Below are 12,121 nucleotides of genomic sequence, written 5' to 3'. Positions count from 1 at the left end.
ATTACCATGTATTTTTTATCGCTTAACCCATTACTGGTTCGCCGCCGCAGATATTCCCGTCGCGAACGATATCCCTGTGCACTATGTGGATGCCATTCGTTGTTATGCTCGAAGGCCTCGCCAATGTTCTTTATCGCTATTAACCCTTCGGGCTTCTGCATGATGCTAATATAATCCCGTTGCTTTCCGGGCAGCCGTATGTTTTGGCTCCATCCCTATCATTCTAGCGAACTGACGCGTCTGATGAAAACGATAGGCTGAACCGTTGTCTGTCAGCCACCCCACGGGGGAGGGCGGCAGGTTGCTGCAGAAGCGACGCTCCGCTACATCCAGCCTCACGTACTGCACAGTTTCACTGTCATATATAGCGATACTGGCAACCCAGTGCAGTGCCTCGCCATCGCAACAGTCTAGCAAAAGCAGGCGGATATTTTCCATCTTTTGCTTTAAAGGGAATGAAATTTTCTGTATTGCCTCGTTATTTTCCGTGTGATTATACTTCGTCCCGAAAAAAGGGCTCCCCTTTTTTAAACATCTGGATTCTTTTTGGAAGGACTAAATAAATGAATAAACTGAACGCTATCGTTCTGGGCTCACTGCTGTCTCTTTCTGCCCTGAGCATTTCTCATGCAGCGGAAACTACCGCTTCTGCAACCTGGCAAGCTTCTGCAACGAAAGACAACGATTCCGATCTGGTTGTCACCCCATTACGCGCACTGAACTTCGTTTATAGCCCAAAAACGAAAGCCTTTAACACCGACACCGGTCTGTTTGATGTGGCTATTCGTGGTGACCACGCTTCTGCTACCAACTTCAAACTGGAAGCTATCGTTGATGACTCTGACAACACCCTGTTCAGCGTTGGCGGCGAAGCAACCAAACTGAAAGTGGGCGCGCGCTTTGGCGGGACCGATCTGGGCTCCATCGGTGGCACAGTGGGCACGAAGTCAACGGCATGGGCTACCCTGGTTGACTCTTCAGACAGCACCGGCGTCTCTTCTGGCCTGTGGAACCTGACCACCAGCGCAGGCGCGCCTGCGGGCACCGAAGTGACCGGCCAGGACAAGTTTGTGTTCTACGTCGATTCTGCACAGGACAGCACCGGTGCGGCGAAAGAGTTCAAAGACCTGACCAACAGCCTGTGGGAAGGTACTGTCTCCGTTGCGTTCCGCGCAACCTGGGGCTAAGAGCTGACAGTTACAGGGGCGTAAGCCCCTGTTTAGGGAAATATCATGTTTAGCCTCAACCCCATCTTCTTCTCTTTATTATTTATTTCCTCCTCCGCGCTGGCGATTAATGTTGGCAAAGTCACCACCATTATTCCTGCCGATTCGGATTCCACCGCCAAGGAATTAAAAAACGAAGCGGACAGCGTGCGCATTATTTCCATCAGCGCCCAGCGTATCAGCAGCCCGATGGATGAAGGCGTGGTGATTAATCCAGAGCAAACCGACGAGCTGCTGCTGACGCCCACGCGCATGGTCATGCCCGCCGGAACCAGCAATATCGTCAAATTTTACTATCACGGTAAGGCCGACGATCGGGAGCGCTATTACCGCATTACCTTCATTGATGAAGGGGTCAGCGAAGATCTCGACAACGGCACGCAAAAGAATGGCAAAGGGATGACCCGCGCCGTGGTGAGCACCATTCTGGTGGTCCAGCCCCGGAAGAAGAACGTCGATTTCGTCTACGTGGCCGGGAAGATCACCAATAAGGGCAATACCGCGTTTCGCGTGAACGCGAGCGGAACTTGCCTGAAACCCAACCCGGAATCGCCGACCACGCCGTGCGTCAAAAACTTTTACCTGATGCCGGGCACCTCCCGCGCGATTGACGATATCAACGTAACGGACAGCCATTTTCATCTCGGAATTTGGGACCTGAAACAGTTCATTCCTGTTAAGTAAGGATGCATGGTGGAAAATAAATTAGTGTTGCCGGTGATGATGGCGTTCACATCCTGCCTCTTGCCCGCGCATGCGCATGCGCATGCGGCCTCCAGCTCCGTGGTTATCGCTAATTACCGTTTTCCCGACTCGCTCTATGCCCTGCTGGAGCAGGGGATCAAAATCCCCGTTTATCTGGTCAATACCCGCCCGGGTGAAGCGCAACAGGCGGGCAGCACCGGTGACTTGAGCGAGTATGTCCGTATTGGCGACGTAACGATCTACGCAGAAGACCGGCAGCTCGGGCTGCGCGATGTCCAGGTCCAGGAGTCAGACAACGGTATTCGCCTGTCAAAAGAGATGCGGACGCTGCTGCAAAGCATCAACGGCAAGCAGTTTGACGACCATATGCGTATTCCGGTGAGCGCCGGGTCGGTGTTCGAGCTGGATCAGAAAAAAATGCGCCTGCTGCTGAACCTCTCCCAACGTGACTACGGGGTCAATATTCGTCCGCGTGAGGTGGATATCGATGCCCCTGAATCAGACGATCTGAGCGGTACGCTCTCCTATAACCTGGGGGCGTATCACACCGAGAGCGGCTATGGCGACAGCTGGTCATCCGGCTATCTCAACGCCAAAAGCTGGGTCTCGATGGGGGTCGATCACCTGCTGGTCGATGGCTCGGGCTACGTTAACGAGAACAGCAGCGACACCCAGATGAACGCGGTGATGTGGGAACGTGACTATCAGGGCATGCGCTACGCCGCCGGGATGTTGAACGGCTGGGCGATGCAGTCTCTTGCCAGCGTCAGCGGGATCTCCGGCGGAGAGGTGTACGGCGTCTCCGTGGGGAACCAGGCCAACTCGCGTAAGCGGGACAATACCCTCTCCCTGACGCCGATCGTGGTCTATTTCCCGACCGCCGGAGAAGCCCGCATTCGTCGTGACGGCCAGCTTATTGGTATTCAGCGCTTTGACGTGGGTAACCACGAAATCGACACCAGCGCGCTGCCCTACGGGATTTACAGCGTGGAAGTCGAGGTGGTCAGCGGCAGCCGCACCGTGTCACGGAGCATGTACACGGTGAACAAACCTTTCACCAACAACGTGTCGGAATCGCTGCGCTGGCAGACGTGGGGCGGGATTTATAGCCGCGACAAATCCGTCGTCAACTATAAGAAGTACGCCAAACGGAAAAACGAGCAGGACAACAGCTACTACTACGATTACGACACCAAACATAAAGACACCATGTCGCTGGTCGGCGCCTCCTTCAGCAAGCGCAGCGGGATGGTCGACTGGAACGCCTCCGGCTATATGATGCGCGAACACGTGGTCAGCGAACTGTGGGCCTCCCTGAACCTGACCGGGTACTTCTCGGTGAATACCCAGACGATGGCCACCTCTGACGGAACGTACCGCGCCAACTACGGGGCTAACGTCAGCCTGCCGTGGAATATCGGTTCGGTCTGGTACTCCCATGAGCAGCTCTCCAGCGGCAAGTTCCTTGATATCCATGAAAACAAAGGCAACACGTGGGGGGCATCGTTCAGCCTGCCGTCGTTTGGCCTGCCGTCCGCCGGCAACCTGAGCCTGATGCGACAGGAAGACGACGTATACCGCTATAAACGCTATCAGGTTGACTACTCCCAGGGGCTGTATGCCGGTCGTTACGGTACGGCGCGCCTGCGGGTGGGGATGTCGCGCAATAAATACGAAGGCTATTACGAAGAGAAAGACCGCTACGTGATGCTCGATTTCTCGATCCCGCTGGGTAACACCGTCTCCGTGGGCGTTTCTCATAACCGCGATACCGGCACGGCGCTTAACGTCAGCGCCAGCCGCCAGTTCGAAGGGGATTACCTGAAGTCGGTTACCGCCAACGTTTCACGTGCCTTCAGCAGCAACCAGGATCGCACCGTGAGCGGCGGGGGCAGCGTGAGCTTCGACACGCCGTGGAACAGCAACATTCTGAGCGTGCAGAGCGGCACCAGCAAAGGCTGGAACTCCACGCTGACCAGCGACGGCAGCGTCGGCTGGTCGAAAGAGGCGGTTGCGGCCGGTAAAGGCACCCACAGCGCAGGGGTGATCGTCAGTACCGGGCTTAAGTCCGACGAGTCGCTCACGCTGAAGCTCAACGGCCGCACGGAGCGCATCAAGGGCGATAAAACCTGGCTGTCGTTGCCGGCCTATCAGGCCTATGACCTGGAGGTCATGAACAGTGAAACCGGCACCGAAAGCTATGACATTGGCGCAAACGCCCGTCGTCATATCACGGTTTACCCGGGGAACACGGTGGTGATGAAGCCGCAGGTGAAAAAAATCGTCACCCTGTTTGGCCGCCTTGTTGATGCCAACGGTAATCCGGTGAGCGCCACGCAAATCAAAAACCACGTGGGTCTGACCCGCACCGAAAACGACGGTCGCTTCGTGATTGACGTGGACCAGAACAATCCGGTGCTCAGCATTGCCACGCCGGACGACAGCGTCTGCGAGGTGCGTCTGGATATTGCGTCCAACCGTGGCGCGCTGTGGCTTGGGGACATCTCCTGCGATAAAGGCGATTTCGTCTGGCAGGAAGCAAAAGGAACACGGGAACGTGACGATGAAAAAGATATTCGCTCTTAATCTGCTGCTGATAAGCGCGGCGGCGCAGGCGCAGCAGATGCCCTATTTCGCGATCAACAATCCGGGCAACAACGGGACGGGCAACACGGCGGCGCTGTTCAGTCTGAACAGCACCTCCACCGCCTTTTTACACGGCTCGCGGGAGTGGCCCACCCTGAGTGCGAAAACCAACAACGGGATTGCCACCTATATTCCGGACAACAGTTTTGACGGCCCGGCAGGCAGCCCGCTGACCATCAACTTCAGCGTCACTGGCTCCAGCGCCTCGCCGTTCTTTAAGGGCACCGCGTGTTCGTCAAGCTGTGGTACCACGGGCTATACCGCGACGACCAGCTATTCCGACACGTCCATGGTGGTGAAACCGCCGGTCATTGAGCCTGGTACCGCTTATGGCCGCTGGGTGCTGGGGGATCCGTTCTTTGATTATCTGCTCAATGCTGCACCCGGCAACGAGGTGACGATTACCTCCACGCCGCAGATCTCCTCTATCGGCAAGGTCACCATCAACAACACGCTGCATAAGGTCGGCACATTGACCATGACCAACTCGCGGGCACTGGCTCTGGGCATTGACCCGATCAGCGGCGAGGTGACCATTGTGGATCGTTCAACCGGGGCGACGTGTACCAAATACACCCGCAATACGGTGTCCGGTGTGCTTTGCGAACTGCTGGAATACACCTTTGTCGGGGAAGATATCACCGGCTACAACCCGGGGCTGGCGCTGACCTCGTCCCGCGTGAACGGCGTGCTGCAATCGCACATGAACGGGGGAACGGGGCTGGCGGCGGAAATCACCTTCGATGAGAGCAACTGGTACAGCATCTCCGGCGGCATCCTGAGAGATACCCGTGTGCTGGCGAATACCTTCCTCGCGGCGCCGCAAAAAAACGGCGGCAAGGCGTACCTGAAAATCTTTCTCCCGAAGGCGCTGATTTTGAGCGTGGCGCAGGCGGGGGATGGCAACAGCATAGGCAATATCGTCAGCCTGTGCCTGACGCCGGGCAACAGCTCGCTGGCGGCGGATTTCTGCTTCCAGCCGGGGGACGGGCTGGTGATTGACCCTATCCAGCCAGGCCTTGCGATCGTGCCGGATAACCCGGATTACACGCTCGACCCTAACGGCCTGGGCGGTTCAGGGAAAGGCACGATTGGCGAGGGGCCGATAGAGATCCCCTACACCATTACCTACAGCGGCGCGCAAAAAGATGCCGCGATTGCGGTCACGGTGAAGGTCACCGGGCCGACGCAGAGTCTGAACGGCGTGGACTACTGTGCCTTTAGCGGTAACGGCTTCACGGTGCCTGTCCCCGGTAACGTGCTGCTGGGCAAAAGCCAAACGCTGAAGACGCATAACTGCAAAGGCGAGGCGCTGTCCATTCCCGCACCCGCCCCCCATGCGGAAGAGTGGGACAAGATAAGCTCAGGCGTGACGGACATGTGGCTGTGGAAAACCCCGCTGGTATTGCAGTTTGTGATGAATAACCCGGTATCGAAAACCACCTATGACGGTAATACGTGGTTTGGTGAAGTGACGGCTCAGGGTCGAATTGATGTCAGTGCATCCTGGAATTAAACGTGTATGACTGAAAAATTCCTGGCTATTTTCGCAATAAATTGCTTCATTTCCGCAAGCGCAAATGCTTTAATTATTGAAAATCTAAATATTGATTTTCCACCTGAAAAAGAGGTTGTTTTTCAGCCAATAAAAAACGATACCAGCGTACGACAGAATTATACTGTTTCGCTTATTCAGGTTGATGTCCCAAAAGAACACGGAAAAGAGACTGAAATACAAGATGGCGAGGTGATGTTCTCGCCAAAACAGTTAACTCTGGAGAGCGGCGAGCGGGCCGGGTTTAAGTTTTATTATACCGGCCCGCACGACAGCAAAGAACGCTATTATCGCGTTAAATTCACCGAGACGCCGCTTCAGGCGCGGGTTGTTATGAGCAAAGGCCAACGCATTCAGTCGGATGTGGTGGTTTCGCTTGAGGCTATTTTAATTGTCCGACCATGGACAAGGCATTTTGATTATACGTTTAGTAACGGGGTGGTGAGTAATACCGGGAATACCTGGTTTAAATATGTTTCTTCTCAGGGATGTAGCTCACAATATAATGACTCAAAATATCTTCCACCGGGTCAACGGCTGGAAATAGATAGTTACGGTCAGCCCGCAAGGCGGATGATTATTTATGGAAATAAAATCATCCCGCTTACACGCTGCCCGTAACAACCGCTTTCCTTTATAAAAGGAAATTATCCTTTGGCACATGCTGAAGATTTACAACTACAGGAGAATGCAATGAAAGCGATTTCATTCGTAGAAGCGAAAGATATTATCGGTGGTGCATTAAACCCATTCGCTGGCCTCGTTAAAGGTGCACAGCTGGGTTATGACACCGGTGCAAGCATCATGGGCATGATAGGTGGCGTGGTTGGCGGAATTCTGGGTGGCGCAATGGGCTTCCTGGGTGCACTGTTTGGCAGCTACAACTAATTCAACGAACAGGAAGACAATCATGCAAGTTATCGATTTCAAAAAAGCACAGGCCATCATCGGTGGCTGGGATCCGTTTGCTGCTGCCCTTCAGGGCGCTGCTGCAGGCTATTTCGCAGGCAGCCAGATGTTAGGCCCGCTGGGCGGCACCATCGGTGGTGTGTTTGGCCTGCTGGGCGGCTTTATTTTCGGCTTATTCGGCGGATAAGTTATCGACGTATGCTTATGGCCCGCTTTGCCGGGCCATTTTTTTATTTCAGCCACGGATAATTATGTTTTCGCTTTTTCAGTATAAAAAAAAGGGTAAGACACCCGTTATTCGCCAGCATGAATATACCGAATGTGGGCTGGCCTGCCTGGCGATGGTGCTGGGGCACTATGAACACCACGTCTCCGTCAGCCAGCTGCGCAGGGAGCTTACCGTCTCTGCCGACGCGGGCACCTCGATGGCGGAACTCATGACCCTCGCCAGCGATAAAAATATGACGGGCCGGGTGCTCAAGGGCGAAATCACTGAAATTGAAAGTGCCGAACTGCCGCTCATCGCCTTCTGGCGCGGCAATCATTTCGTGGTGATCGTGAAGGTTGACGGGCACAGCATAACGGTCCACGACCCGGCCAGCGGCGTGCGTCGCTACAGCCTCAGGGAGGCGCAAAAACTCTTTTCCGGCTACGTGCTGGAGCTGAAGCCGACGCCGCGCTTCGACAAAAAATCCCCTGACGAGACGCTCACGCTGGGGCGGCTGGCCAATAAATCCCCGAGCTTATTTCAGCGGCAGGTGCTGCTGTTTGTGCTCTCGATTTTTACCCTCATCACCATGCTGGCCAGCCCCACTTACGTGCAGCTGATCATGGATGAGGCCATCTCGCGCAACGACAACGATCTGGTGATCTTACTCACCGCCATTTTCGCTATCGTCTTTATTTTTGAAGTCATAGGTAAGTTCCTCAAGCAACTGCTTGAGATCCTGATGCGTAACATCGCCTATGACGACCTCAGCCAGTCGGTTCGCCGCTATATGCTGCGTACCCAGACTGGCTGGTTCCGCAGCCGTCCGCCGGGCATTGTGCTGGCGATTGAAAAATCGCTCCATGCCTGTGCGGAGTTCATCAGCAATGGCTATGTGCAGATCCTCTTTTCCAGCCTGATCGCCTTTACCAGCCTGCTGTTTATGCTGCTGTATAACGTGAAAATCGCCGTGCTGACGATGCTGCTGATGGGGGGGTTTTTCCTGATCCGCTTTTCGCTGATCGGCCCTTACCAGCGCGCGGTGGACGACTCCATCGAGCGCACCGCAAAGTATGAATCGCTGCTGGTGGAGACGCAGAAGGGGATCATCACCCTGAAGGCCAACAACATGGAGCAGGCCCGGGACGCGGTGATGGACAAATCCCAGCGTGAGCATATAGCCGGGCTGATGCGTAAAGAGCGCCTGCTGGCGCGCTTTGATGTTGCCTCGCTGCTGGTGATCAACGCCGAGCAGCTGCTGGTGGTCTGCTTCGGCGCGTGGCTTATTCTGGAAGGGCAGATGAGTATCGGGATGCTCTACGCCTACATCAGCTACAAACGCTATTTCTCCGACGCGATGGTACAGGTGGCGCAAAAGCTGCTGGACAAAAATGCGCTGAAAGGGCCGCTGGATCGCGTGGGCGACCTGCTGTTTGCCCCCTCTGAAGCCAGCCAGTTTGGCCGGAAGATTTTGACCTCACCCGTTAGTCTGGCCTTTGAGGATGTCTCTTTTGCTTATCCGGGACGTGAGGCGACCCTGCAGCACATCAACATGACGCTGAAGCAGGGCGAAGAGGCGGTGATTGTCGGCCAGAGCGGCTCCGGGAAAACCACGCTGCTGCGTCTGATCTCCGGGATGTTGCTCTCCACATCGGGCAGTTTGCGGATCAATGCGATCCCGATCACCGAGTGCGATCTCTCCTCTCTGCGCCAGCATATTCGCATTGTGCATGCGGACGATATTCTCTTTGCCGGCTCTATTCTGGATAACCTCTCCTGCTTTGATAGCGCGCCGGACAAGGAGCGGGTGATTGCTGCCTGCCGGCTGGCGGAGATTGACCACGTGGTTGCGCGTCTGCCGCACGGATACGAAACGGAGCTGCTGCCGGGAAACACCTTTTTCTCCGCCGGCGAGATGCAGCGTCTGGTGCTGGCGCGCGCCCTGTACAGCCAGCCGAAGCTGCTGCTGTGCGATGAAGTGACGGCAAACCTCGATAAGAACACGGCGCAGAAGGTGCTGGCGAACCTGCGTGGTCTGGGGATTGGCCTGGTGTTTGTCACCCACTCGCCGGAGGTGGTGGGTTGTCACGGACGGCTCTACACCATGGAAAACGGCACGCTGCGGGAGAGTGAGCAATGATGTTTCTGCCCCGTCTCTACGCCCGACTTTGCGCCCGGCAGGCCGGACGCACGCTGCTCGCAAGCCGGATCACGCAAAACTACAGCCAGTTTATGCGCTGCCCGGAGACTGACGTCCCGCCCGATTTTCTGCGCCAGAACGCCCTGGAGATGAGCGGCTTTCATTTTGTCGAGCAGATCTTCCCGCCCGCGCTGTGGCGGCGCAACGTGCGTTTCGATCTCCACGCCCGGGTGGCGGCATTCACCCGCGAGCAGGATTTCTATTCTCAGCCCCGCACCCTGCTGCTGGGCATGCGCTGGGCCGGATTTGGCCTGATCGCGGATGCGCTGCTCGCCACCGCGCCAGACGACGTGCGCTTTCAGTTTGTTACCCGCCTTCCCGCGCTGCACAAGCTGATGGCGGCACACGAGGAGCGGCTTGCAGGGGCGTTTTTCGCCCCGCACCGGCTGGTGACCGTGCTGCTGGTGGATGAGCGCCTCCCGGATGCGCCGCTGTTCATGACCCAGGCGGGCGTCCAGAAAGCGTGGTTAACGGACGTGTCGACGCGCTTTTTAACGCGCTATGGATACGTGATTCGTACGCTGCTGCCCGGCTGTTCGCTGCACTCGGCGGAATTTGCGCTGGAGAGCCAGACCTATGCCCCTGCGGAGTACCGTCAGGCAGCCACCGCCACGCTGAACGCGTTGCGTAAAACCCCCACGCTCTGGAGTGCATGGGACGATCTTTCAGTGATTTATCATGGATGACATGTCGTGAAATTAAGAAACCGAAACCGACAACGTCGGGCGCTGATCCCGCACCATTTTTCAAAGAGCTACGAGATCAACGCCCCGCGGCTGAAAGGCGTGTTAACGCTGTTTATCTCCTTTTTTCTCTGTCTGCTGGTCTTTTCGATCGTCTTTAACTTTTCGGAAACCACGCTGGCGCGCGGTGTACTGATCCCAGCCCAGGGGGATGTGGAAGTGCGTGCCAGAGAGTCCGGCACCATCGTGGACTTTGCCGTGCGTCCAGGCCAGTACGTGAAAGAGAATGACCCGCTTTTTACCGTGTCGCAGGACTACGGCGGCAAGCAGGGCTCGGTGGTACAGTTCGATCGCCAGCAGATGGAGGCGGAGAAAAAGCGCAGCGAGCAGCGCGTGCAGACCATTGAAGATTCTATCGCTACGTACCGGAAAAACCTGGCGCAGCAGCTGGATATTGCCGACCGGCAGATTGTGGTGTCCCGCGACAAAGTGAAAAAGCTGCGTGCGTTGCTCAAAAACAGCACCGATACCTATGAGGCGTGGAAAGCGATATCCGGCAAAGGCTATGTGTCGAAGGTCGATCTGGATAAAAGCCACAACGACGTGCTCAACGCGCAGCTTAACCTGACGCTGGAGGAGAGCAGTATCCTCGATCTGGAGGCGCGCAAAACCAGTCTTACCGACAGCACTCAGTCGCAAATCGACTCCCTGAGCCAGGAGCTGCTGTACGTGAAAAACCGGATCAGCGAAATTGACCGCAACCTCTCCAGCCGGGGCAGCTCTACGATGGCCATGCTGGCGCCTGCCGATGGCTACGTGGTGGCGATCAACTTCCCGCCGGGCCGGGCCATTACGCAAAACAGCGAGGTGGTGGTGGTGATCCGTAAAAACACCGCCGCGTCGATGGAGGGGTACCTCTATGTGCCAGCCACGGGCGTGGGTCGGGTGGCGAAAGGGGATAAGGTGAAGCTGCGCTTTGACTCCTGGCCAGTGGATAAATATGGCTCGGTGGAGGCCATCCTGTCTGATTTCTACGAGGTGAATATTGATGCGCATTCGGCGCTCATCCCGCTGCAGGAGGGGCAGAACTACTATCTTGCCAAGGTGCGGGTGCCTTCCTGGTTTACCGATCCGGACAACAAAAAGCGTCTGCTGATGGGCGGGATGACGGTTAACGCCGATATCGTTATCGATCACAAACCGCTTATCAATCTGCTGATTGCGCCGCTGGAGCGGGTGCGTAAACGGTTTATCGATTGACCCGATTTCATCGTTCATCGCCCATTAGCCCACAGGCTAACGCCGGGTCGCGGGCTATTCTCCTTATCATACGCACAGGAGAATAGCCCATGATCATCACTTATATTCGCAATGCCACCCAACTGATCACGTATGCCGGTAAACGCTTTTTGATCGACCCGATGCTTTCCGTAAACGAAGCTTACATCTCTTCCTGCTTCAGCCTCTGATGGTGGTGCTGCTGTGTCCCGCGGTAATAGCAGGCAGATGACCGCCCCGCCCAGATTAGCTCCACGGGATGCTTCTTAAAAAAGAGAGCGAGCCAGACGCCGTGCTTAATATCGAGTCCACAGCTGGTGACAGCTAGGTGAATGCGGATGCTGGTCAAGCTGGCGGTCATAAGTAGCAGGGCGAAGAATATGCCGATCTTCGCGCCCAGTTTGCGGGCTCAGCGAAGCATGGCGTGGGGGGCCGCGAGGAACAGGGTGTTGAGCGTAGGCCAGTTGTTGTTAAAGAAGCGCCAGAGAAGGCGGGGCATGGTAAAGGTGATATACTGCAAGTCGGAGTCGGTCGGAGTGTGGCTCTCTGCTATACCCACTGCTCTGTGGCTTTGAGAAGCCGCAGGAGCTGCATATTGCTGAGAAAAGAATTAGATGCTCTAATTACTCAGTGATATGGTTCTTTTGAACTGACAGAAAGGCTTTCAGATTTCAATGTATATCAATTTAATTTATTTGTTAAAATGAAATA

The 12,121-nt window shown here is 55.7% G+C and carries 10 protein-coding genes and 2 pseudogenes; 11 read left to right on the top strand and 1 reads right to left on the bottom strand.

Annotated elements, in window-relative coordinates:
- Positions 1-414, bottom strand: a pseudogene (locus tag UTM25_RS05200) (IS3 family transposase); the annotation flags it as partial.
- Between the two features lie 149 nt (positions 415-563).
- On the opposite strand from UTM25_RS05200, the gene UTM25_RS05195 reads away from it, so the two are divergent.
- The 11 genes and pseudogenes from UTM25_RS05195 to UTM25_RS05145 all read left to right on the top strand — a co-directional run.
- Positions 564-1,187, top strand: coding sequence for a common pilus major fimbrillin subunit EcpA (locus tag UTM25_RS05195; protein ID WP_151413099.1), 624 nt, complete (start codon positions 564-566; stop codon positions 1,185-1,187).
- 45 nt (positions 1,188-1,232) lie between these two features.
- Positions 1,233-1,910 carry a fimbria/pilus periplasmic chaperone gene (locus UTM25_RS05190; RefSeq protein WP_151413098.1) on the top strand — a complete coding sequence of 226 codons (678 nt, stop codon included), beginning with the start codon at positions 1,233-1,235 and terminating at the stop codon, positions 1,908-1,910.
- Between the two features lie 6 nt (positions 1,911-1,916).
- Positions 1,917-4,517 carry a CS1-pili formation C-terminal domain-containing protein gene (locus UTM25_RS05185; protein WP_194386772.1) on the top strand — a complete coding sequence of 867 codons (2,601 nt, stop codon included), beginning with the start codon at positions 1,917-1,919 and terminating at the stop codon, positions 4,515-4,517.
- Positions 4,495-6,093 carry a receptor gene (locus UTM25_RS05180; protein ID WP_194386773.1) on the top strand — a complete coding sequence of 533 codons (1,599 nt, stop codon included), beginning with the start codon at positions 4,495-4,497 and terminating at the stop codon, positions 6,091-6,093. Before UTM25_RS05185 ends, UTM25_RS05180 begins: the two co-directional genes overlap by 23 nt.
- 6 nt (positions 6,094-6,099) lie before the next feature.
- Positions 6,100-6,753 (top strand): hypothetical protein, encoded by a 654-nt coding sequence (locus tag UTM25_RS05175; RefSeq protein WP_151413097.1) that lies wholly within the window; start codon positions 6,100-6,102, stop codon positions 6,751-6,753.
- Between the two features lie 72 nt (positions 6,754-6,825).
- Positions 6,826-7,020: a hypothetical protein gene (locus UTM25_RS05170; RefSeq protein WP_151413121.1), complete on the top strand. Its 195-nt coding sequence runs from the start codon at positions 6,826-6,828 to the stop codon at positions 7,018-7,020.
- A 22-nt stretch (positions 7,021-7,042) separates the two neighbouring features.
- Positions 7,043-7,228, top strand: a complete 186-nt coding sequence (locus UTM25_RS05165) for a hypothetical protein (protein ID WP_151413096.1) — start codon at positions 7,043-7,045, stop codon at positions 7,226-7,228.
- 64 nt (positions 7,229-7,292) lie between these two features.
- Positions 7,293-9,389: a peptidase domain-containing ABC transporter gene (locus UTM25_RS05160; protein WP_253543530.1), complete on the top strand. Its 2,097-nt coding sequence runs from the start codon at positions 7,293-7,295 to the stop codon at positions 9,387-9,389.
- Positions 9,386-10,135, top strand: coding sequence for a hypothetical protein (locus UTM25_RS05155; RefSeq protein ID WP_151413095.1), 750 nt, complete (start codon positions 9,386-9,388; stop codon positions 10,133-10,135). Before UTM25_RS05160 ends, UTM25_RS05155 begins: the two co-directional genes overlap by 4 nt.
- A 6-nt stretch (positions 10,136-10,141) precedes the next feature.
- A complete protein-coding gene (locus UTM25_RS05150; protein WP_194386775.1) occupies positions 10,142-11,392 on the top strand; it encodes an HlyD family secretion protein in 1,251 nt (416 codons plus the stop codon).
- Between the two features lie 89 nt (positions 11,393-11,481).
- Positions 11,482-11,577: pseudogene (locus UTM25_RS05145) on the top strand (MBL fold metallo-hydrolase); the annotation flags it as partial.
- Between the last annotated feature and the right edge of the window lie 544 nt (positions 11,578-12,121).

The organism is Enterobacter sp. 61D5, assembly GCF_034107965.1.
Taxonomy (GTDB): Bacteria; Pseudomonadota; Gammaproteobacteria; order Enterobacterales; family Enterobacteriaceae; genus Enterobacter; species Enterobacter cloacae_M.
This window is presented reverse-complemented; position numbering and strand designations above follow the sequence as displayed.

What these genes read in the sequence shown, in the direction of transcription:
- UTM25_RS05185 (WP_194386772.1), top strand. Translation starts at nt 1,917, where the DNA reads ATGGTGGAAAATAAATTAGTGTTGCCGGTGATGATGGCGTTCACATCC.
- UTM25_RS05175 (WP_151413097.1), top strand. Translation starts at nt 6,100, where the DNA reads ATGACTGAAAAATTCCTGGCTATTTTCGCAATAAATTGCTTCATTTCC.
- UTM25_RS05170 (WP_151413121.1), top strand. Translation starts at nt 6,826, where the DNA reads ATGAAAGCGATTTCATTCGTAGAAGCGAAAGATATTATCGGTGGTGCA.
- UTM25_RS05160 (WP_253543530.1), top strand. Translation starts at nt 7,293, where the DNA reads ATGTTTTCGCTTTTTCAGTATAAAAAAAAGGGTAAGACACCCGTTATT.
- UTM25_RS05195 (WP_151413099.1), top strand. Translation starts at nt 564, where the DNA reads ATGAATAAACTGAACGCTATCGTTCTGGGCTCACTGCTGTCTCTTTCT.
- UTM25_RS05190 (WP_151413098.1), top strand. Translation starts at nt 1,233, where the DNA reads ATGTTTAGCCTCAACCCCATCTTCTTCTCTTTATTATTTATTTCCTCC.
- UTM25_RS05155 (WP_151413095.1), top strand. Translation starts at nt 9,386, where the DNA reads ATGATGTTTCTGCCCCGTCTCTACGCCCGACTTTGCGCCCGGCAGGCC.
- UTM25_RS05180 (WP_194386773.1), top strand. Translation starts at nt 4,495, where the DNA reads ATGAAAAAGATATTCGCTCTTAATCTGCTGCTGATAAGCGCGGCGGCG.
- UTM25_RS05165 (WP_151413096.1), top strand. Translation starts at nt 7,043, where the DNA reads ATGCAAGTTATCGATTTCAAAAAAGCACAGGCCATCATCGGTGGCTGG.